The sequence below is a fragment of the Pararobbsia silviterrae genome (assembly GCF_003628125.1).
Taxonomy (GTDB): Bacteria; Pseudomonadota; Gammaproteobacteria; order Burkholderiales; family Burkholderiaceae; genus Pararobbsia; species Pararobbsia silviterrae.
On sequence record NZ_RBZU01000005.1, the window covers coordinates 401,604 to 423,728 of the forward strand.

Below are 22,125 nucleotides of genomic sequence, written 5' to 3' on the forward strand. Positions count from 1 at the left end.
GGCCCGGATCTTCGATTGCGCTGCCCCGGTTCATGATCTCTGACCCCGATATATGGGGTGGGGTAGCCGTGCGAGATCAGTCCATCGAATTCAACGACTTACGCGCACGCGGACCCGCAAACCGCTACAATTCGCGGTTTCAGTCCGAATAGCACGTCCCCCATGTCTGCGACCCCTCCGAACGCCGCGCCGAAGGTCGGCTTTGTTTCGCTCGGCTGCCCGAAAGCGCTTGTCGACTCCGAGCAGATCATTACCCAACTGCGTGCCGAGGGGTATTCGATCCATGGCAGCTATGAAGGCGCCGACCTCGTCGTCGTCAATACCTGCGGTTTTATCGACGAAGCCGTCCAGGAAAGCCTCGACGCGATCGGCGAGGCGCTCAACGAGAACGGCAAGGTCATCGTGACGGGCTGTCTCGGCGCGAAGAAAAGCGCGAGCGGCGGCGGTCTCATCGAGGAAGTGCACCCGAAGGTGCTCGCCGTGACCGGTCCTCACGCCATGGGCGAGGTCATGCAGCACGTCCACGCGCACTTGCCCAAGCCGCATGATCCGTTCGTCGATCTCGTGCCGGCCGCCGGCGTCAAACTCACGCCGCGCCACTACGCTTACCTCAAGATTTCGGAAGGCTGCAATCACCGCTGCACGTTCTGCATCATCCCGTCGATGCGCGGCGACCTCGTGTCGCGCCCCGTCGCCGACGTGATGCTCGAAGCCGAAAACCTCTTCAAATCGGGCGTCAAGGAACTGCTCGTGATCTCGCAGGACACGAGCGCCTACGGCGTCGACGTCAAATACCGAACCGGCTTCTGGAACGGCCGCCCGCTCAAGACGCGCATGACGGAACTCGTCCAGGCGCTCGGTGAACTCGCCAAGCAATATGGCGCGTGGGTCCGTCTGCACTACGTCTACCCCTATCCGCACGTCGACGAGATCATCCCGCTGATGAACGAAGGCCACGTCGTGCCTTACCTCGACGTGCCGTTCCAGCATGCGCACCCCGATGTCCTCAAGCGCATGAAGCGTCCCGCGAACGCCGAAAAAGTCATGGAACGTGTCAAGGCGTGGCGTGAGATCTGCCCCGATCTGACGATTCGCAGCACGTTTATCGCCGGCTTTCCGGGGGAGACCGAGGCGCAGTTCGAGACCTTGCTCGACTTCGTCCGCGAAGCCGAACTCGATCGCGTCGGATGCTTTGCGTATTCGCCGGTCGAAGGCGCGACCGCCAATGAACTCGACGGCGCGTTGCCCGACGAAGTCCGCGAAGCACGCCGCGAGCGCTTCATGGAAGTCGCCGAGGCCGTGTCGGCCGAACGCCTCAAGCGCAAGGTCGGTCGCACGCTCAAGGTCCTCGTCGATGAAGTCAATGCGGACGGCGGCGTCGGGCGCTCCGCGGCCGACGCACCCGAAATCGACGGCGTCGTCTATATCGATCCGCCGTCGAAGCCCTCGAAGCGCTATAAGGCCGGCGAATTCGTGTCCGTCAAGATCACGGGCGCCGACGGCCACGACCTCTGGGGTACGGTCTAACCTCGCTTGGCCGCGCCGGCCGAGCCGCGCGCGGCTCCTCGACACTTGTGTCCGAGGTCCGGTGCGCCGTCACGCGGCGTCTCGTCACGCGATGTCCGGTCACGCGCTTTTCAGCGAACTACTTGACCGGCTTTTCGTTGTCCGATGGCGCATCGTTCTCGGCATCCGCCGCACTGCCTGCGGCGTCCTTGCCGCCGTCGGCGTCATCGGGCATGGCCGGTTTGAAGTTCGGATTGGCCGGCACGTCGACGGCGCCGCCCGCCGGCGTGACCGCGACGACCGGACCGTTGGGTCCCGCCGTGCTCGTCACCGTATAAACGAGATCGCCTCGGCACGTGTGCGCGGTCCACGTCTGCGGCGTGTCCGCATCGGGCTCGCCGTCCGGTCGGTCGATATTCGTGACGGTCGAGCATCCCGAGCGCAACTGCGCGTCAAGCCGGATCATGTTGTCAGCCGTGCTCCGCGTGGGGGGCAGGCTTGTCCGAATCTCGCTCACGGGCTCTGTTTTGACGACAACCGGTGCGCTGCTGCATGCGCCGACAAGCAGCGCCACGGGCAGCGCGGCCAGTCCGCCCGCACGAATTCTGAAAGACGCGCGTGTGCAAGAAATAGGGCGCGCACGGCGCTCGCGCGATTGCATGGACATCTCGATTCTCCTGCCGGACTTCAAAAAGCGGAAGCGCGATGATACCGTGCGGATCTGTCCGAAGCGGCAAACGGAAACACCCCGTTACGCGCGACCGGATCGATCCAGGGAGACACAATGACACACGAAGTGGTGGTGGTAAGCGGCGTACGTACCGCAATCGGCGACTTTGGCGGCAGTCTCAAGGACATCGCACCGACCGAACTCGGCGCGCGCGTCGTCACCGAAGCGCTCGCGCGCGCGAAGGTCAACGGCGACGAAGTCGGCCATGTCGTCTTCGGCCATGTGATCAACACCGAGCCGCGCGATATGTATCTCGCGCGCGTGGCCGCGATTCAGGCGGGCATCAGCCAGCAAACGCCGGCGCTCACGCTGAATCGCCTGTGCGGCTCGGGTCTGCAGGCCCTCGTCAGCGCCGCGCAGACGATCATGCTCGGCGACGCCTCGATCGCCGTCGCAGGCGGCGCCGAAAGCATGAGCCGCGCACCGTACATCGCGCCGGCCGCGCGCTTCGGCGCGCGCATGGGCGACGCCGCGCTCGTCGACATGATGCTCGGCGCGCTCCACGACCCGTTCGACAAGATCCATATGGGCGTGACCGCCGAGAACGTCGCCGAACGCTACGGCATCGATCGCGACGCGCAGGACGCGCTCGCCGTCGAATCGCATCGCCGCGCGGCGCGCGCGATCGAAGCGGGCTACTTCAAGGACCAGATCCTGCCGATCACGCTCAAGGGCCGCAAAGGCGACATCGTGTTCGATACCGACGAGCATGTGCGCGGCGAAACGACGGCCGCCGATCTCGGCAAGCTGCGCCCGGTGTTCCGCAAGGAAGGCGGCACGGTCACGGCGGGCAATGCATCGGGCATCAACGACGGCGCGGGCGCGCTCGTGCTCATGGCGCGCGCGACGGCCGAACAGCGTGGCCTGAAGCCGCTCGCGCGGCTCGTCTCGTATGGACATGCCGGCGTCGATCCGAAGTACATGGGCATCGGTCCCGTCCCCGCGTCGCGGCAGGCGCTCGAACGCGCGGGGCTGACGATCGGCCAGATCGACGTGATCGAGTCGAATGAGGCGTTCGCGGCGCAAGCATGCGCGGTCGCGAAGGAGCTCGGTTTCGATCCTGCGAAGGTCAATCCGAATGGCTCGGGCATTTCGCTCGGCCATCCGGTCGGCGCGACAGGCGCGATCATCGCGGTCAAGGCGCTCCATGAACTCGAGCGTATCGGCGGCCGTTACGCACTTGCGACGATGTGCATCGGCGGCGGGCAGGGTATTGCCGCGATCTTCGAACGCATTTGAGCGGATACCCGGATGGCACGACGGCTCGACGGCGCCCCGGCGCATGCAGGACTCGCATCCCCGGCATCCCCAACGCGCCGGGTCGCATGGACATCGCGCCGCGTTTTCGCGGGCGCGAGCCTGATCGCGCTGGGCGTACTCGCGCTCGGCGCCGGCCTCGGCGGTTGTGCCGCGTCGGCGTCGTCGGCGAATGCCCCGGGCGCGCCGTTGCCGCCGCCGTCCGTCACCTTGCATTCGAACCCCGCGTTCGCCTCGCTGCCGCGCTATGAAGGCACGCTCGGCAAGCGCGCGATCGTCCTTCATCTCGGTCAGAAGACCGATCCCGACGACGCGGGCGGTCTGCACGGCGAATACATGTTCCGCGACACGGGGCAGGTCGTGCTGGTCGCGGGCGATGCGGGCGAAGGCGTCGTCGAACTTGACGAATCCGACGACGGCACGCGGATCTCGGGGCAATGGGTCGGCAAGCTCACGCCCGACGGCCGCTTCAACGGAGTCTGGAGCAACGTCGATGAATCGGTCACCGAGACGATCGACCTCCATCGCGTCCCGGTTTCGCCCGCGGCGCCATAGCGACGTCGACGCATCGGTCGCGGCGACGCTCGAACGACGTCGCGGCGCCGGGGCGACCGCGGCATCCTAAACGGCCGTGTGAAGGGGCTGTGCTATGCTCGCACGCCTGTCCCGTCCTCCTACGCACTGCGCGCGCCATGTCCGAAGCTGGTCCGAAGATCCATCCCCAAACGCTTTCCGTTCATCCTGAAGACCGGATCACGCCGGGCTGGAACGCGGTCCAGGTGCCGGTCGCGCGCGCGTCGACGATCCTGTTTCCCGATCTGGCGTCGATGCGCGCACTCAATTGGCGCGACGATTCGCAATGGCGCTACGGCCTGCATGCGACGCCGACATCGATGGCGCTTCAACAACGGCTTGCGGCGCTCGAAGGCGGGCAATACACGCTGCTGCATCCGTCGGGCCTGTCGTCGATCACGAACGTCTATCTCGCATTCGTGCGTCCCGGCGACGACGTGCTGATTCCGGACAATGTCTATTCGCCGAATCGCGATCTCGGCGACTGGTACGCGCGCGATTTCGGCGTCTCGGTCCGGTACTACGATCCCTTGATCGGCGAGCGCATCGCCGATCTGATTCAACCGAACACGAAACTGATCTGGATCGAGGCACCGGGCTCGGTCACGATGGAGGTGCCCGACGTTCCCGCGATCGCGCGTGTGGCGCGCGCCAAAGGCGTCGTCACTGCGATCGACAGCACCTATGCGGCCGGCATCGCGTTCCGACCGCTCGAGCACGGGATCGACATCGTGGTTCAGGCGCTCACGAAATATCAGTCGGGCGGCAGCGACGTCATGATGGGCGCGACGATCACGCGCGACAGCGCGCTGCATACCGAACTCAAGCGCGCGCGCATGCTGTTCGGGATCGGCGTGTCAGCCGACGACTGTGCGCTCGTGCTGCGCAGTCTGCCGACGATGCAATTGCGCTACGAGGCCCACGACCGCAGCGCGCTGTCGCTCGCGACCTGGCTCGCGACGCGTCCCGAAGTCGAAGCCGTGCTGCATCCGGCGCTCCCGAGCTGTCCGGGCCATGCGCATTTCGCGCGTGACTTCACGGGCGCGGGCGGTTTGTTCTCGATTGTTCTGAACGCGCGGTATACGAGCGCGCAGGTTGATGCCTTCGTCGAAGGCTTGCGCTTTTTCAAGCTCGGATGGAGTTGGGGCGGGGCGCTGAGCCTCGCGCTTCCGTACGACATCCGTTCGATGCGCACGGCGACGTCGTGGCCGTACGATGGCGTGCTCGTGCGATTTTTCGTCGGTCTCGAAGACACGCGCGATCTGCGTGACGATATTGAACGGAGTCTGACGCAACACCTCGCGGGCTGAGCGCCGCGGGCGGCGAGCGGGCGCGACGACTCCCGATCGAGCGGGGGTGGTACCCGGCGATACCTCGTCCCGAGACCGCGCTCGGCGGGTCGCAGCCCCCTCGGTATCAGACGAACAGGTTCAGCAAACCGTCGAGTCCGACGTGATTGAACGCGACCGACGCCGCCTCGCGGACCACGGGCTTCGCGCGGAACGCGACCGATAGACCGGCCGCCGCCATCATCTTGAGGTCGTTCGAACCGTCGCCCATTGCGATCGCCCGGCTCGGCGCGATGCCGACCGCATCGCAGGTCTCGAGCAGCGTGCGGGCCTTGACTTCCGCGTTGACGATCTCGCCGATCACGCGTCCCGTGAGCTTGCCGTCGACGATTTCCAGCGTGTTCGCACGCGTGAAATCGAGGCCGAGACGCGCCTTGAGCCGCTCCGTGAAAAACGTGAATCCGCCCGACACGAGCAGCGTCTTGAGGCCCGCCTCGCGCGCGCCGGCGAGCATGCGCTCGGCGCCCGGCGAAAGGTCGAGACGTTCGGCATAGACGCTTTCGAGCGCGCTCGCGTCGAGTCCCTTGAGCAGCGCGACGCGGCGCGTGAGGCTTTCGTTGAAGTCGCGGATCTCGCCGCGCATCGACGCTTCGGTGATCGCCGCGACCTCGGCCTTCAGACCGCAAAAATCCGCGATTTCATCGATGCATTCGATCGTGATCAGCGTCGAATCCATGTCCATCGCCACCAGACCGAACGCATTGAGCGCGCGCGGTTCGACGTACGCGTAGTCGAGACGATGCGTGTCGCAATAGACCGCGATATCGGGCCGTTGCGAGACGGGCGCGTCGACGATGCGTAGCGTGCACGGGTCGACGAGTCCGCCCGATGCGCCGCGCGCGAGCGCGAGCAGAGGCTTGAGATGCGGAGCTTCGAGCGGCGAGGCGCTCTGGATGACGAGGTTCATCGAAAGTCAGGCGTGGAGTTCGGAAGTGCGCGGACGCGTCAGGGCCGTCATTGTATAGGCTCGGCGCGCCCGGACGACGGACGGGCCGCCGAAGCGCGTCGCAACGGGGTCGGGACAGTCGGGAAATCGAACAAGGCGAGCGCCCACGCATACGCGATGGGCGCTCGGGAGACTGCGCGACGACAGTGCTACTGAGCGCGCCCGAAGTCCGCCGTATTGTGATCCGTTGGCGCGGGCGGCGTGTTTTGCGCCGCGTTGGTCGAGGTCGCGGGATGCAACGCGATCTGTCCCGAGGCACTCGTCTGCACGGGTGGAGCGATCGCACCGGCCGCGCTCGTCTTGATCGCGGCCGACACCGAGGTGCCCGCCGGCGCCGCGCCCGATTGCGCGGACGTCCCCGACGAATGCGCGACACCTGTCGACGTTGCCGTCGCGTTCATGCCGCTCGTGCCCGGCGCCGCGTTCGGACCCGTGGCGGTGTTGGCCCCGTTGTTGGCCCCGTTGTTGGCTCCATTGTTCGCGCCGTGACTCGCGCCCGTACCCGTTCCGGTACCGGCCGCTCCGTTCGTCGTCCCGTTATTCGCGCCGGTGTTCGCCGCGTTGTTCGGCACCAACTTCAGCGACGCGGTCGAGCCCGTCTTTTGCGTGATCCCCGAGCGCGGCGCCGGATCGGCCGTATCGACCGCCTCCCGGATCCGCGCGACGACGGCTTCGGGCGACGCGGCGACGTTGTCGGGCGAACCGCCGTCAGGGCTCGACGTATGGTTGTTCACGAGCGACTTCGCGGGACCTTCGGACGCGGTCGTAGCCGGATTCGGCTTGTCGGCGCCCGGCGCTTGCGGTGTTGCCATATCGAGGCGGCCGCCGTCGCGATAGAACGCATCCTCGGTCTTCTTGTTCAACACGACGATACTGATGCGCCGGTTCACGGGCGCGGCGAGGTCGTTTTTGTCGAGCGGCAACGCGTCGGCGAGCCCGCGAACCTGAAGCACCTTGAGTTCCTTGAGGCCGCCGATGCCGAGTTCGCGCCGCGCCGAATTCGCACGCTCGGACGACAGCTCCCAGTTCGAATACCCGGACAGCGCCCCGGCATATGCGGCCGAGTCGGTATGGCCGGCGATCGAAATGTGGTTCGGCACGTCGTTGAGCGCGAGGCCGATCTGATCGAGGATTTCCTTCGCGTACGGCTGCAGTTCGGCACGCCCCGTTTCGAACATCGGCCGGTTCTGCGCATCGACGATCTGAATGCGCAGGCCTTCGGATGTGATGTCGATGCGGATCTGGTCCTTGAACTGAGCGAGCTTCGCGTTCATCTCGATCATCTTGTCGAGATGATCCTTGAGTTGCGCGAGGCGGGCCGCGTCGTCGGCCGACGGCTTGCTCGGCGCGTTCGGATCCGTCGCGGGCATGATCATGCCGGGCGTCTTCGAGTCCTGATCGTCGGACGACTTCTGGACCGTCGCGTTCGGCACGAGCACGGCGTTCTGCTGCTTCGATTCGTCGCCGTGGTTGACTTCGGCCGAGGTCTTCGACATGAGGTCGGTGCCGCCGCCGTTGATGATGCTGGCCGACGCGCTCGACGAATTGCCCTTGTCGAAGGCCACCGAAATCGGGCGGTTGAAGAAGTCGGCAATCCCTTGCTTGTCGCTCTTGTTCGTCGAGTTGAGCAGCCACATCAACAGGAAGAACGCCATCATCGCCGTCACGAAGTCGGCATAGGCGATCTTCCATGCGCCGCCGTGGTGTCCATGATCGCCATGGCCGCCGCGCCGACGCAGGATCAGCAGCGAGATCTTTTCGGTCTCGCCTTCTTTCTTTTTCGGAGGAGGCATGGTTAGGCAGCCTTCGGAGTCTTCGTTGCCTTCACGGCTTCTTCGAGTTCTTCAAAGCTCGGGCGGTCGAACGAGAACAGCACCTTGCGGCCGAATTCGACGGCGACCGTCGGGGCATAGCCGCCCATCGACGCGAGCAGCACGCACTTCACGCATTCGAACGGCTTGCCGGCTTCCTTGGCCTTCGCATTGAGCACGCTCGCGAGCGGTCCGATAAAGCCGTACGAAAGCAGAATCCCGAGGAACGTTCCGACCAGCGCCGCAGCGATCATCTCGCCGAGTTCGGCCGGCGGCACGCCGATCGAGCCCATCGTGTGGACCACGCCCATGACGGCCGCGACGATCCCGAACGCGGGCAGGCCGTCGGCCATCGTCTGGATCGCGACGCCCGGCACCGAGACTTCGGCATGGTGCGTCTGCAATTCGGCGTCCATCAGATCCTGGACTTCGTGCACGGCGAGATTGCCGCTCGACATCATCCGCAGGTAGTCGACGATGAAGTCGAGCAGATGATGGTCCGCGAGCACGACCGGGTATTTCTGGAAAATCGGGCTTTCGGCGGGTGCTTCGACGTCGGCCTCAAGGCTCAGCATGCCTTCCTTGCGCGACTTCTGCAGCAGCTCATAGAGCAGCGCGATGATCTGCAAGTACTTTTCCTTGTCGTACTTGCTGCCCTTGAAGCAGGTCGGAATCGCCTTGAGCGTGGAGCCCAGCGTCTTCTTCGGGTTGCTCACGACGAACGCGCCGACGGCGGCGCCGAAGATACACATGACTTCGAACGGCTGCATCAGCGCCAGCACGTGGCCGCCTTCGAGCACGTAGCTCCCGATAACACAGCCGGCCACGATGATCCAGCCAAGAATGACGAACATGGAATGATCCTTGAGGGATGGAAAGTCTGAGTGAAACGCTTATGCCTGTTTACGGTCGTCTTGAGGCCGACTTGATAGTCGCGGACCCGCGAAAGGGCGACATTTTGACGTATTCGCGCGTTTTTTCGAACAGGCATTCGGAAACGTTTGCTCGAACGCGGCCGATGCACTGCTTTTCGGTAGGGACGAGCCCGCGGATCCGCCTGCGGCGCGGGGCGCGGTGCGGTGTTTCAGGACACCGTGGTGAACGGCCGTGCTTCAGAGGCGGCCGCTTCAGGGGCGCGTGATTGCACGGGTGTGATTCGAAGGCGGCGGATTCAAGGACGGACGCGTCCGTCCGGAAGTCAACGGCGCGCGGCGCTCGTTTGCATCGAGCGCGTGGCGCCGCTGCGAACTGCGCGATGTTCGCGCATCGCGCCCGCCGGCGGACGCGAAACAACACGAAAGGACGCGTCAGCTTGCCGCGACGCGCGGCGCCGAGCGGCGCAAGGCGGCGAGCAGGGCGTCGATCGCCGCCGGATCGGCGGGTTTCACGAGGTGATGGTCGAAGCCCGATTCCTCGGCGAGCCGGACGTCCTTCTGCTGGCCGTATCCGGTGAGCGCGATCAGCAGCACGCGCGCGCCCCAGTCGCGCATGCGCGTGCGCTGCGCGACCTCATACCCGTTCAGCCGCGGCAGGCCGATATCGAGAAATACCGCATCGGGCCGAAAGCGCTCGATCGCCTCGAGCGCGGCCTGGCCGTCGTAGGCGAGTTCGATCGTGTCGCCGCCAAGTTCGAGCATCGCGCCCAGTGCTTGCGCGGCGTCCATATTGTCATCGACGACGAGGACGCGAAGCGTTCGCCCTCTGGCGTCGCCGGGCAGCGCGCGCGGCAACGCGAACGCATCCGGCGTGACGAGCGGCAGCCGCACGACGAACGTGCTGCCCGTGCCGAGTCCGTTGCTGTGCGCCATCACGCTGCCGCCGTGCAGCCGCGTGAGTTGCTGGACGAGCGACAAGCCGAGGCCGAGGCCGCCGGGCACGATGTCGTCGCTCGTCGGCTCGACGCGCGAAAACGTCTCGAACACGCGGGCGAGCATATCGGCGGCGATGCCGATGCCGTTATCCCGGATCGTGACCGTCGCCGTCTCGGGATTCGCGGGATCGCGCTCGACGTCGACCGAGATCCGGCCGCCGGGCTTCGTGAATTTCGCCGCGTTGTTCAGCAGATTCGAGAACACTTGGGCCAGCCGCGCGCGGTCGGCGTAGACGGCGAGCGTGGTATCGGCGAGCCGTACGTCGAGCTGATGCTGGCGCTGGTCGATCAGCGGCCGGGCCGTATCGATCGCGATATCGAGCGTCTCGCCCAGGCGGATCGCATCCTTGCGCAGCTCGAGACGGTTGTGCGTGATCCGCGAGATCTGGAGCAGATCGTCGACGAGCCGCGACATCTGATCGACTTGCCGGACCATGATCGCGCGTGCCTTGTCGAACGTCGCGCGCTCGGTGGCGCGTTCGAGGACTTCGAGCGAGGCGCGGATCGGGGCGAGCGGGTTGCGCAATTCGTGCGCGAGCACCGCGAGGAATTCATCCTTCTTGCGGTCGGCGGTGCGCAGGTTGTCGAGCAGACGCGCGGCGACCTCCTCGGCGCGCTTGCGGTCGCTGATGTCGCGAATCACGCAGCGCGCGTACTGGAAGCGCACGCCTTCGTGATGCGCATTCGCGTCGAGCAGCACCGCGCGGGCTTCGCCGTTCTGCGCGCGCAAGGTGCCTTCGAAATTGCGCACGGTCTCGCCGGCGATCAAGCGTTCGATCAGCACCTTGAAGCTCGCGCGGTCTGCCCAGATCTCCGAGAACGGCCGGCCGAGCAGGGCATCGCGCCGCATGCCGAACATGTCGAGCATGGCCTGATTCGCCTGCACGACGGTGCCGTCGATATCGATGCGCAGCAGGGCGACCGCGACGTTCTCCACGAAATCGGCGAGATCCTTTTCGCTCTGGCGCAAACGCGTTTCCGCAAGCTGACGTTGCGTGACGTCGCGAAAGACGATCACGACGCCGGCGGGCCGGCCTTCGTCGTCGAGCACGAGCGAGGCGTTCTCCTCGATCGGCAGCGTCACGCCGTTGCGCGCTTCGAGCCAGGCCGGGGGCGCGTCGGGCGCGCGCGGCGCGGCGCCCGACAACACGCGTACGACGGGGCTCAGCAGGGTCTTGCGCGTGTGTCCGTCGACGAAACGCACCAGCGCGTCGAACTCGCGGCCCAGCGCTTCGTCGGTGCGGTAGCCCGTCAGCGCCTCGGCTTCGCGATTCATCAGTTGCAGCGTGCCTTCGAGGTCCGTCACGATGACGGCCTCGCCGATGCTCGCGAGCGTGGCCGAGAGCCAGTCGCGTCGGCGCCGCGCGTCGAGTTCGACGCGGCGTCGCTCGCGGACTTCCTCTTCGAGCAGGGCCGTCGAACGGATCAGTCGCTCGCGCGTCGTGCGCAGCGCATCCATGACGATGCAGATCGCCGTGCCGATCAGCAGGAAGAACGCGACGAAGACGATGTCGTTCGCGTGCGAGAGCCGCAGCGACATGCCCGGCGCCATAAAGAGCAGCATGCCGGTCAGCGCGCCGAGCACGGTGGCCGCGAGGCCGCCTTCGAGGCCGCCGAACCAGGCGGCAACGACGAGCGAGAACAGAAACGGCAGCAACGGCGCGTGCGCGCCGAGCGCGGGTTGAAGCAGCCATCGCGTCGCGCCCATCAAGGCGGTCGCGAGGATCGCAAGAACATACGGCCATAGGCCGTGGCGTAAAACGATGGGGGCTTTCACTGATCGGGATCCGGATGACGCGGCGCGGGTTGGCGCGACTTGTGCTGGGAGCATATTATCGGAGTGGCGGCCCGCGTGGACGAACGTCCGCGCCGGCGCGGGCCGCTCGCAGCGTTCGAGGCTCGTTCGAGGCGGTTCGCGGGCACGCGCGCGCGGCCGCGTCGTGGTCCGTCTGCCGTCCGATCCTGCGAATTCCATCGGCTCCGTGGTTCGCTTCGCGACCCCGCCTCAGGAGACATCGGATGAGAACCGTACTGATGACGTTTGCGTGCTTCGCCGTCCTGGCGGGCGGCGTCCAGCAGGCAAGCGCAAAGACATCGCCCGACGACAAGGTCGCGTACACCGTGAAGGTCAATTCCAAGGTGTACGGCAACAGTCAGGCGACCCGACAGATCGCGTCCGGACAGACCGACGACTATACGTGGAAGACCACGCCGCCCGGCGGCGCGGTGTCGCTGCCGGGGCAGTGCGCGTCGGGGCACGATTGGCCGCTCGACGAAAACGGCGCATTGCTGCGCCAGACGCGCGTGCGTCTCGCCCCCGTCGTCGACGCCTCGGGAACGGCCAATGTCCAGTTGAGCTTCGATGCGCTGACGCCGCAAGCGTCGCCGAAACAGGACAACGCGTCGGGCGCGTGTCCGCCGGTCACCGCGTCGAGCGATGTCGTCCGGTTCTCGCTCGCGCTCAATAGCAAGCCCAAGACGCTGACGCTGAAGGACGGTACACAGGTGACCGTCAGCGCGAAGCCCTGAGCGCACGGATACGTGGCTCGCGTAGCGGCGCCTCGCGAGCCGCATTGCGTCGGCGCGCCGCCGCTGAGCCGAGTGAGCCGGCCCGCGGGCATCGCTGCGCTCGCGTCGCTTCGCTTGAGCCGGTCTGATGGAGCCGGCTCGCTTGACGCGGTCCCGTTTCGTTGCCCGATTCCGTCGGTTCGATCTCCCGGCACGATGCGTGCTTAGCTTCATCCCAAGTCGACCGCGATGAGGATGCAACGGTGCGCGGCCATATCGAGGCCATATCGCGGGCATGTCGCTGGCATGTCGCGCGCATGGCGTTCCGCGTGGGGCTGCGCGCGCCGTGTGTAGACGGGTCCGCGCGGGTCCGCGCGGCGCGCGAGCGTTCGCAGAAGCTGCAGCGTCGCCGGTGACGGCGTCGTCTTGCGGGGCGCATGCGCGGTCGACGCGACACGCCGCACGGTGAAAGTTACGCGAAACCGGCACGTTTTTCCGTGCCGCGTGGCGTCGGCCTTCATGCGCGCGGCGTGATTCCATGCGTACCGCGCGCATGCCGATCGATCGAAGCGCCTGTGCGCCGACCGCACGGCTGAGCGTGCGAATCAAGGATTGCCGATGCACGACACCCTGATGCCGCTGTTGAAGTCCAGAACGGCAGACGCGCACCGCCGCCTCGAAGCGGCGCTCGATCTGATGCGCGACGATTTGACGCTCGAAGACTATGGCGCATTGATTTCGGCGTTCCATGGCTTTATCGCGGCATGGGAGCATCGTGCGCGCGCGCGCATTCCCGCGCCGCTGGTCGCGGCCTTCGATGCGCGCTGCAAGACCGCCGCCTTGCGCGACGATTTGCAGGCGCTCGGTCGTCCGGTCACCGATGCGGACCCGCTGACCTTGGCGCGCACGTACCCCGGCGCGCCGGTCGCAGGGGAGAGCGCGGGGGGCGAGGCCGCGCCCGCGCCGTTCGCCGACAATCGGTCGACACGCGACAGCACGGCCGCATGGCTGGGTTCGTGGTACGTCATCGAGGGCGCCACGCTCGGCGGCCAATTTCTCGCGCCGCATTTTTCGGCGCGTTTCGGCCTCACGCCGGACCACGGCGTGCGCTATTTTTCCGGATACGGGCCGCGTACCGGCAGCATGTGGAACGCGTTTCGCGCGTTGCTCGTCGAGTTCGTCGATCCCGCCGCCTATGCGCATGCGGCCGAAGGGGCGCTGCAGACGTTCGTGCGTCTGCACGCATGGATGGCGCAGGCGGGCGTGACGCGTGACGAATCGTGGCGTGTCGAAGGAGCAGCATGACGGTCGAGGATGCGGGCCATCAGCATGGCGTGGGGCAGCCGGATGCGGGCCATGCGGACGGCGAGGGGCGCAAGACGCACCGCACGGGCGCGGGCCATGCGACGTCCGAGCCCATGACGGCGTCCGATCTGAGCGCGTGCGAGCGCGAGCCCATTCACGCACCGGGCGGCATCCAGCCGCACGGCTATCTGCTGGTCGTCGACGAGACGACGATGCGGGTGATCCAGGTCAGCGCCAATCTCGATGCGCTCGTCGGCGCACCGGTCGACACCGTGCTCGGCGCGCCGCTCGACGCGATCCTCGGGCACGACTGCGCCGACCGCGTGACGGCGGCGCTTGCGCGTCGCGCGCCCGATGTGCCGCTCGGCACGGTGCCGCTGTATCTCGGCGAGGCGCTGATCGGCGCGGAGCGTTTCGAACTCGTGCTGCATCGAAACGGGACGGCGCTCGTCCTTGAGCTCGAACGGCGCAACGGCACGCGGACCGGTGCGTTCGCGTCGATCTATCCGCTCGTGCGCGGCTTCGTGACGAGCCTCCAGGATGCGCCGTCGGTCGAGGTTCTGGCCGAGCGCGCCGTCGTCGAGATCCGGCGCATCAGCGGATTCGGACGCGCGCTGCTTTACCGCTTCGACGAAGACGGACACGGTGTCGTGCTGGCCGAGGACGCCGACGACGGCTACGAGCGCTATCTGCATCATCATTTCCCGGCCTCGGATATCCCGGCCCAGGCGCGCGCGCTCTATCTGAAGACGCATCTGAGGCTCATCGCCGACGCGAACTACGTGCCCGTGCCGCTCGTCCCCGTGCTCAATCCCATGACGCGCGCGCCGACCGATCTGAGCGCGTCGGTGCTGCGCAGCGTGTCGCCCGTGCACGTCGAATACATGCGCAATATGGGGACCATCGCGTCGATGTCGGTCTCGCTCATCGTGCGCGGCGAGCTCTGGGGCATGATTTCGTGTCACGACCGCGCGCCGCGGCATCCGGACTTCGGCGCGCGCATGCTGTGCGAGCACCTCGGGCACATGCTTTCGCTGCAGATCGAAGCAAAGGAGGAAAGCGAGGACGCGGCCTACCGCGAAACGCTGCGTCACACGCTTGTCGAGCTGCTTGCGTCGATGGCCGAGCACACGATCGTGGCCGACGGCCTGGCCGCCCACGCCGAGACGTTGCTCAAGCTGGGCGCGTCGGGCGGGGCGGCGATCGCCGTCGAAGGCCATGTGACGCTGCTCGGTCAGACGCCGCCCGCGAGCGACGTGCTCGCGATCGTCGACTGGCTGGCCGAGCACGCGCCGACGCCGGTGTTTTCGACCTACGAGCTTGGCGCCGCGCTGCCTGACACCTTTCCCGACATCCACGCGCGCGCGAGCGGCATGCTCGCTGTCTCGATGTCTCAGATGTACCGGCACTATGTGATCTGGTTCCGGCCCGAAGCGCGGTTCGACGTCGCATGGGCCGGCGAGCCCGTGAAGCGCGAGGCGTCGGCATCCGACGGCAGCGGTGCGCCGCATAAGATCTCGCCGAGACGCAGCTTCGCGACCTGGCACGAGACGATCCGCGGACGCTCGACGCGCTGGCGCACGGCCGAGATCGATACGGCCCATGAATTCCGCACGGCGCTGCTCGGCTTCGTGTTGCGCCGCGCCGAGGAGATGGCCGCGCTCGCGTCCGAACTCGGCCGCGCGAACAAGGAGCTCGAAGCGTTCTCGTACTCGGTCTCGCACGATCTGCGCGCGCCGTTGAGACATATCGTCGGCTACGGCGACCTGCTCGGCGAATTCGAGGGCGAACGGCTCAGCGAGCGCGGCCAGCGCTTCTTGTCGAACGTGCTGTCGTCGGCGCGTTTCGCCGGGGCGCTCGTCGACGACCTGTTGAGCTTCTCGCAACTCGGCCGCGCGGCCTTGCGCGTGACCGAGGTCGATCTTCAGAGCCTTGTCGAGGCGCTGATCGCCGAAGCCGCGCGCGATCTCGAAGGCCGCGAAGTCGAATGGCGCGTCGCCGCGCTCCCGCATGTGCACGGCGACGCGGCGTTTCTGCAGATCGTGCTGCGCAGTCTCGTGTCGAACGCGCTCAAATATTCGCGCACGCGACGGCCCGCGATCATCGAACTCGGCGCGCAGCGCGTGGGCGACGATCAGGTCGTGTTCGTCCGCGATAACGGCGTCGGCTTCGATATGAAATACGTCGACAAGCTGTTCGGCGTATTCCAGCGTCTGCATCGGATCGAGGAGTTCGAAGGCACGGGGATCGGCCTCGCGAACGTGCGGCGTATCGTCGAGCGGCACGACGGCCGGACCTGGGCCGAAGGCAAGGTCGACGAAGGCGCGACCTTCTTTTTCTCGCTGCCGGTCGCGGGCCCCGCGGATCCGGCCGCCTTGTCACCGGACGCGATCGGATCGCTCAGACCTTATTCCAGCCATGCTTAAGCCCATTCTGCTCGTCGAAGACAACCCGCACGATCTCGATCTCGCGCTCGTTGCACTCGAGCGAAGCCGGCTCGCCAACGAAGTCATCGTGCTGCGCGACGGCGCCGAGGCGCTCGACTATCTGTGCCAGACCGCGCAATGGTCGAACCGGCCGCCCGGCAACCCGGCCGTGATCCTGCTCGATCTCAAGATGCCGAAGGTCGACGGACTCGAAGTCCTGCAGACGATCCGCGCCACCGAGTCGCTCAAGCGCATCCCGGTCGTCATGCTGACGACCTCGCGCGAGGAGCGCGATCTGCTGCGCAGCTATGAACTCGGCGTCAACGCGTATGTCGTGAAGCCCGTCGAGTTTCGCGAGTTCGTCGACGCGATCGCCGATCTCGGCGTGTTCTGGGCGGTCGTCAACGAGCCGCCGCCGGGCTCGACGCGCGCGCGCCGCGACGGCTTCGACACGTTCGCGAGCGCCGACTGATGACCACGCTGCACGTGATACTCGTCGAAGACAGCGCGCTTGACGCCGAATTCACGTTGAGCGCGCTCGACCGCGGCGGATATCACGCCGAGACGACGCTCGTCGACAACGAGGCGGCTTTCACGCGCGCGCTTGACGAAGCGATAGGCAACGATCGGCTCGACCTGATCCTCGCGGATTTCGTATTGCCGAGCTTTTCGGGGACCGAGGCGCTCGCGATCGCGCGTGCGCGCGCGCCCGATGTGCCGTTCATCTTCGTGTCGGGCGTGCTCGGCGAAGAGCACGCGGTCGACATGCTCAAGCGCGGCGCGACCGACTATGTGCTCAAGCAGCGTCTGTCGCGCTTGCCCGCGGTCGTCGCGCGTGCGCTCAACGAGCGCAGCGTACGGCTCGAACGGATCCGCATCGAACGCACGCTGCACGAAACGGAGACCCATTTCCGGCTGCTCGTCGACGCGCTGCGCGACTATGCGGTCATGACGCTCGACGCGCACGGCTGCGTGCGGACATGGAATGCGGCGTCCGAGCGCATTCTCGGCTACACGAGCGCCGAGGTGCTCGGCCAGTCCGCGCGCATCTTCTTCAGTCGCGAGGATATCGAGGCCGGTGCGTTCGAACGCGAGCTCGACGAGGCGCGGCGCGTGGGCACGAGTTCGGACGACCGCTGGCTCTGGCGCAAGGACGGCAAGTCGTTCTTCGCGGCCGGCACGACGACGGCGATTCTCAGCGACGACCTGCGCGCCGGCGGCGAACGCACCTTGCTCGGCTTTTCGAAGATCATTCGCGATGCGACGCAGGCGCGCTTCGCCGCCGATGCCTTGCGTCTCGCGAAGGAACAGGCGGAAACCGCGAACCGCGCGAAGGATCATTTTCTCGCGGTGCTCTCGCACGAGCTGCGCACGCCGCTGACGCCGATTCTCGCGGCCGTGCGTCTGATCGAGATGAAAGGGCCGTTGCCCGACGGCGTCAATGCGACGCTCGATGTGATTCGACGCAACGTCGAACTCGAAGCGCGGCTCATTGACGACCTGCTCGATCTCACGAGCATCGCGCGCGGCAAGCTGAGCCTGAACTTCCAAGCCGTCTCGCTCGACGAAGTGCTGATGTCGGCGCTCGAGATGTCGTCGGCCGATATGCATGCGAAACGATTGCATATCTCGACGCGCTTCGAGATCGAGGGCACGCGCGTCTCGGGCGATGCCGCGCGACTCCAGCAGATCATCTGGAACCTCGTGCGCAACGCCGTCAAATTCACGCCCGAGGGGGGGCGCGTCGAGGTGACGGTGTGCCGGCCCGATCCTCAATGTGTGTCCGTCGTGGTATCGGACACGGGAATCGGCATCAGCGCCGAAGCGTTGCCGCGCATCTTCTCGGCTTTCGAGCAAGCCGACGAAACGATTTCGAAGGGGTTCGGCGGCCTGGGACTCGGCCTCGCGATCGCCAGCACGCTCGCCCAGAAGCACGGCGGCACGCTGTCGGCGCATAGCGAGGGACGCGGCGCCGGCGCGCGTTTCACGTTGACGTTGCCCGTGCTGCTCGATGCCGGGCCCGTCGACGATCGGGCGGCTGGCGAAGAGGCCGCGCCCGAGTCGTCGTCGTCGCTGCGCGTGCTGCTCGTCGAGGACAACGCGTTCACGTCGAGCGCGATGGCCGATCTGCTTTCCGCGCTCGGTCACCAGGTGAGCGTCGCCGACACGGTACACGGCGCGATCGAGCTCGCAGGCGATCGTCCCTTCGATCTTTTGATCAGCGATATCGGTCTGCCGGATGGATCGGGCCTCGATGTCATGCATGCCTGGACCGCGCGGCAACCCGGGGTGCCCGGCGTGGCCGTCACGGGCTACGGCATGGACGAAGACGTGCGCCGATGCCGCGACGCGGGCTTCGCCGACCATCTGACCAAACCCGTCAACGTCGATCGGCTCGAAGCGATGCTGCGCGCGATCGCTCGACAAGTCGCGACGCAACAAAGCGGTGGTCGGACGTGAACAGCCGCGCGCTCGCGAACACGACCGCGAGCACGGTCGCGCCCGCCGAGGCCGCCGCCAGCAGAAACATGATGACGATCTGATACCGGACCGCCTGCTCGGGGTGCTGGCCCGCGAGCACCTGACCCGTCATCATGCCCGGCAGGCTTACGAGTCCCACGACCGTCATCTGGTTCAGCGTCGGCATCATGCCCGCGCGCACCGCGATACGCGCCGATGCGAGCGCGGCCTCGCGCCGCGTCGCGCCGAGCGCGAGCAAGGTTTCGACCTGCGCGCGCCGCGCCGTGAGTTCTTCGGTCATCCGTTCGAGCCCGAGCGACACGGCGCTCAGGCTGTTGCCGAGAATCATGCCGAGAATCGGAATCGCGTACTGCGGCGTGTACCACGGACGCACGCCAATCACGACGACGAGTCCGATCGTCGCGACCGCCCATCCGCTGAGGCCGATCGCCGCGAGCGCGTCGATGCGCAGGCCGCGGTAGGTCCGCGCGCCGCGGCCGCTTGCCGACCACCCCGCGATGACCGTCATCGTGATCATGACGGCCACGGCGATCGGCCATTGCGGATGACCGAACACCCAGCTCAGCACGAAGCCGATCGCGAGCAGTTGCACGACGGTACGCACCGACGCGACGGCGAGCGTACGCACGAGACCGAGCTTGAGCCAGACCGAGAGCGCGCCGTCGAATACGATCAAGGCCGCGGCGATCGCGACATCGGCGTAGGAGAGATCGACATAGCGCGACGGGGTCATGCGCGTGCCTCGCGAGGGTTCGATGCCGGCGAGCGGATCATGGCGGCGGCGACGTTGCGAAGACGCCGGCGTGAACGGTCGCGAAACGGCGGCCGACGCGGCGCGCTTGCGCGAGATCGTGCGTGACCCACGCGAATGCCGCCTGAGGCGTATGTTCGAACCAGCCGTCGATCATCGCTTCGACGGCGAGCGTCGTCTGCGGATCGAGCGATGCCGTCGGCTCGTCGAGCAGCAGCACGGACGGTGCGAGCTGCAACGTGCGCACGAGCGCGACGAGCTGCTGTTCTCCGCCCGAGAGATCGTCGGCGCGTTGTTCGAGAAACGTCGCATCACGGCCCGCGTGCGCGAGATACGCGAGCACGCGTTCGCGTTCGTAACGGCGATGCCGATGGATATGCAGCTCGAACGGCACGCGCAGATTGTCTTCGACGCGTCCGTCGAATAGCGCGGGCCGCTGGCGCACATAGGCGACCGCGGCGCGAAACGCGGGCACGCGCGCGCGGTCGATCGCATGACCATGCCAGCGCAGCACGCCTTGCGGTCGGTCGAGCCAAGCGAGGGCGCGCATGAGCACGCTCTTGCCCGAGCCCGACGGTCCCGTGACGACGAGCCGCTCGCCGCGCGCGAGCGTGAGATCGCAGGGATGCAACAGCGTGGTCCCCGTCACGTCGTCGGTGCGCGAGAGCTGGACGGCTTCAAGCATCGTGCGCGCGCCGCCGGGCGGCATCCGACGGGATCGATGTCGTAGACGTGGATGTGGACGTGGACGTGGCCGATGCCTCGCCCGACGCCGCGCTATCCGGTTGGACCGTGCGTTCGTCCGTCGGCGAGGACGTATCGAGGCCGTCGCCGCCATCACCACCATCGCCGCGCGGTTCCGCGACGAGCCAGCGGGCGAGCCGCGCCGCGGTCATCGGATAGCCGTGCAGATAACCCTGACCGAACTCGACGCCGAGTTCGAGCAGCCGCTCGTGCTGCCGTGTCGACTCGATGCCTTCGGCGATCACGGTGAGCCCGATCTGCCGCGCGAGCGCGACGATCCCGCGCACGAGATCGGTCCGGCCGTATTCGAGTTCGGCGACGAAGCCCTGGTCGATCTTGAGGAAGTCGAAGTGGAACGCCTGCAGCGGGCTCAAGGTGTTGCGGTCGGTGCCGAAATCGTCGAGCGCGAAGCGCACGCCGATTGCGCGCAATTGTTCGAAGGACGCGAGCGCCGCGCGGCGGTCGTCGAACAATTGGCGTTCGGTGACCTCGGCGATCACGCCGCGCCCGCGCGCGTGCGTGCGGAGCAGACGCGTGAGTTCGTTGACCCCTTGTCGATTCTGAAGATGGCGCGGCGACAGATTGATCGCGAGATGCAGATGGGGCGGGACTCGATGCGTATGCAGATCGTCGAGCGCGCGTTCGACGAGGCTATGCGTCATCGGCACGATCAGCGGATCGTTTTCGACGATGCCGATGAATGCCGCCGGGCCCACGTCGCCCCAGCGCGGATGCGCCCAGCGCACGAGCGCTTCGATGCCGATGCATGCGCCGTTCGCGAGGTCGATCACGGGCTGGTAGCGGACTTCGAATTCGCCGCGCGCAAGCCCCGTGCGCACCGCGCGCAGCAGCAGACGGCGAGGCGCGAGCGAATTCGCCATGAGCCAGGCGAGCAGCGCGGCGAAGGCCAGGCCGATCGGTCCGAAGATCACGAGCTGACGGCGATAGACACTGCGGGTGAGCGAGGGCGCGGCGTCGACGACGACATCGATCGGATAGCGCGACGACGACAGCGTCGGCGGCTCGGCATCGACATTCGACGTCATGCCGTCGAGCGTAAGCGCCGCGCGGCCGTTGCGCAGCACGATGCGGTCCATGCCGAGGTGGCTATCGTCACGGAGCACGTCGGACAGATAGACGCCGTCGATATAGAACAGCACGCCCGCGCCGAGCGGATCGGGTGTCGTCGACGGAAAGAACACGAGCAGCGTCGCGCGCCCCGGATGCGCGACCGTGCCCGGTACGAGCCGGTACGACGGCCCGTCGCGTCTGAATTCGCCGAGATACGTGCTGAGGTGGACGGTATTCGGACCGAACGACGACGAGCAATAGATCACGCCATCCTTGACGAGCGCGGCGCTGCGAATATACGGAATGAACGTCTCCGAGGTCTCGAGCTCGATCCGCGCGACGTCGCACGGCATGCCCGCGAGCCGCACGAGGCGACCGTGCTCGCTCGACACGCGATCGACCATCGACTCGATACTCGAAATGACGTCGTGCGCGACGTCCGAACGGCGCGCGTTCAGTTCGAGCCGGGCCTGCCAGGCGCCGAGCGCGATAAAGACGACGAACGTGGCGAGCGCGCACGCGATCGTGAACAGGGTACGCGAACGCCGCGCACTACCGTGCGCGGCGCTGGCCGCGAGATCGGACGTTTGGGACTTCACGCTGTCTGTGAGAGGCGGGTACGGCGCCGCGCGCGGGACCCCGGCATGGGGCACGCGCCGGCGCGACGGATTGCGTTCGCGGGCTGTGCGAGCATAGCATGGGGCGCGCGGCGCTCAGAAACGATGCGCCCCGGATCGGCTCCAGATCCGACGCTGACCCGAGTAGATGCGAAGCGGACCCGACGTCGATCCAACCCG

16 protein-coding genes and 1 pseudogene are annotated in these 22,125 nt (G+C 66.8%); 9 read left to right on the forward strand and 8 right to left on the reverse strand.

All coding sequences use genetic code 11. The features are described from left to right. The first annotated feature begins 162 nt into the window (after positions 1 to 162). Complete coding sequence (rimO, locus tag D7S86_RS14335; RefSeq protein ID WP_121087500.1) at positions 163 to 1,527, forward strand: 30S ribosomal protein S12 methylthiotransferase RimO; 1,365 nt, start codon at positions 163 to 165, stop codon at positions 1,525 to 1,527. A gap of 118 nt (positions 1,528 to 1,645) precedes the next feature. Here rimO and D7S86_RS14340 read toward each other — a convergent pair whose 3' ends face one another. Then, positions 1,646 to 1,972 carry a hypothetical protein gene (locus D7S86_RS14340; protein WP_121087501.1) on the reverse strand — a complete coding sequence of 109 codons (327 nt, stop codon included), beginning with the start codon at positions 1,970 to 1,972 and terminating at the stop codon, positions 1,646 to 1,648. Between the two features lie 318 nt (positions 1,973 to 2,290). Here D7S86_RS14340 and bktB point away from each other — a divergent pair, with 318 nt between their 5' ends. The 3 genes from bktB (at position 2,291) to D7S86_RS14355 (ending at position 5,376) form a co-directional block, all read left to right on the forward strand. Continuing rightward, positions 2,291 to 3,475, forward strand: coding sequence for a beta-ketothiolase BktB (bktB, locus tag D7S86_RS14345; protein ID WP_121087502.1), 1,185 nt, complete (start codon positions 2,291 to 2,293; stop codon positions 3,473 to 3,475). 12 nt (positions 3,476 to 3,487) lie between these two features. Next, the gene (locus D7S86_RS14350; RefSeq protein ID WP_121087503.1) at positions 3,488 to 4,048 is read left to right on the forward strand and encodes a hypothetical protein; all 561 of its coding nucleotides are present in this window, start codon (positions 3,488 to 3,490) and stop codon (positions 4,046 to 4,048) included. Positions 4,049 to 4,185: 137 nt separating this feature from the next. Then, the gene (locus tag D7S86_RS14355) at positions 4,186 to 5,376 is read left to right on the forward strand and encodes a cystathionine beta-lyase (protein ID WP_121087504.1); all 1,191 of its coding nucleotides are present in this window, start codon (positions 4,186 to 4,188) and stop codon (positions 5,374 to 5,376) included. Positions 5,377 to 5,482: 106 nt separating this feature from the next. On the opposite strand, the gene serB is transcribed toward D7S86_RS14355, so the two are convergent. The 4 genes and pseudogenes from serB to D7S86_RS14375 form a co-directional block, all read right to left on the reverse strand. After that, complete coding sequence (gene serB / locus D7S86_RS14360) at positions 5,483 to 6,322, reverse strand: phosphoserine phosphatase SerB (RefSeq protein WP_121087505.1); 840 nt, start codon at positions 6,320 to 6,322, stop codon at positions 5,483 to 5,485. 782 nt (positions 6,323 to 7,104) lie between these two features. Beyond that, positions 7,105 to 8,154: pseudogene (gene motB / locus D7S86_RS30750) on the reverse strand (flagellar motor protein MotB); the annotation flags it as partial. A gap of 2 nt (positions 8,155 to 8,156) precedes the next feature. Then, positions 8,157 to 9,026: a flagellar motor stator protein MotA gene (gene motA / locus D7S86_RS14370; protein ID WP_121087507.1), complete on the reverse strand. Its 870-nt coding sequence runs from the start codon at positions 9,024 to 9,026 to the stop codon at positions 8,157 to 8,159. A 453-nt stretch (positions 9,027 to 9,479) separates the two neighbouring features. Beyond that, positions 9,480 to 11,819: a hybrid sensor histidine kinase/response regulator gene (locus D7S86_RS14375; RefSeq protein WP_158601950.1), complete on the reverse strand. Its 2,340-nt coding sequence runs from the start codon at positions 11,817 to 11,819 to the stop codon at positions 9,480 to 9,482. A 242-nt stretch (positions 11,820 to 12,061) separates the two neighbouring features. Between D7S86_RS14375 and D7S86_RS14380 the strand changes: the two genes are divergently transcribed. The 5 genes from D7S86_RS14380 to D7S86_RS14405 all read left to right on the forward strand — a co-directional run bounded on the left by D7S86_RS14380 (position 12,062) and on the right by D7S86_RS14405 (position 18,741). Further along, positions 12,062 to 12,571, forward strand: a complete 510-nt coding sequence (locus D7S86_RS14380) for a DUF6013 family protein (RefSeq protein ID WP_240648145.1) — start codon at positions 12,062 to 12,064, stop codon at positions 12,569 to 12,571. Positions 12,572 to 13,168: 597 nt separating this feature from the next. Next, positions 13,169 to 13,855, forward strand: a complete 687-nt coding sequence (locus tag D7S86_RS14390; RefSeq protein ID WP_121087511.1) for a biliverdin-producing heme oxygenase — start codon at positions 13,169 to 13,171, stop codon at positions 13,853 to 13,855. Next, positions 13,852 to 16,281: an ATP-binding protein gene (locus tag D7S86_RS14395; RefSeq protein ID WP_240648146.1), complete on the forward strand. Its 2,430-nt coding sequence runs from the start codon at positions 13,852 to 13,854 to the stop codon at positions 16,279 to 16,281. The genes D7S86_RS14390 and D7S86_RS14395 overlap by 4 nt, the downstream gene beginning before the upstream one ends. After that, positions 16,274 to 16,753, forward strand: a complete 480-nt coding sequence (locus D7S86_RS14400; RefSeq protein WP_121087512.1) for a response regulator — start codon at positions 16,274 to 16,276, stop codon at positions 16,751 to 16,753. The genes D7S86_RS14395 and D7S86_RS14400 overlap by 8 nt, the downstream gene beginning before the upstream one ends. Next, complete coding sequence (locus tag D7S86_RS14405; protein ID WP_121087513.1) at positions 16,753 to 18,741, forward strand: hybrid sensor histidine kinase/response regulator; 1,989 nt, start codon at positions 16,753 to 16,755, stop codon at positions 18,739 to 18,741. The genes D7S86_RS14400 and D7S86_RS14405 overlap by 1 nt, the downstream gene beginning before the upstream one ends. Here D7S86_RS14405 and D7S86_RS14410 read toward each other — a convergent pair. From D7S86_RS14410 to D7S86_RS14420, 3 genes are read right to left on the reverse strand one after another with little or no spacing between them, the layout of a single operon-like run. Beyond that, positions 18,662 to 19,495 (reverse strand): ABC transporter permease, encoded by an 834-nt coding sequence (locus tag D7S86_RS14410; RefSeq protein ID WP_121087514.1) that lies wholly within the window; start codon positions 19,493 to 19,495, stop codon positions 18,662 to 18,664. The two genes, D7S86_RS14405 and D7S86_RS14410, sit on opposite strands and share 80 nt — an antisense overlap. Positions 19,496 to 19,532: 37 nt before the next feature. Beyond that, positions 19,533 to 20,198, reverse strand: a complete 666-nt coding sequence (locus tag D7S86_RS14415; protein ID WP_121087589.1) for an ABC transporter ATP-binding protein — start codon at positions 20,196 to 20,198, stop codon at positions 19,533 to 19,535. Next, positions 20,191 to 21,927, reverse strand: coding sequence for an EAL domain-containing protein (locus tag D7S86_RS14420; RefSeq protein WP_158601951.1), 1,737 nt, complete (start codon positions 21,925 to 21,927; stop codon positions 20,191 to 20,193). Before D7S86_RS14420 ends, D7S86_RS14415 begins: the two co-directional genes overlap by 8 nt. Positions 21,928 to 22,125: the final 198 nt, after the last annotated feature.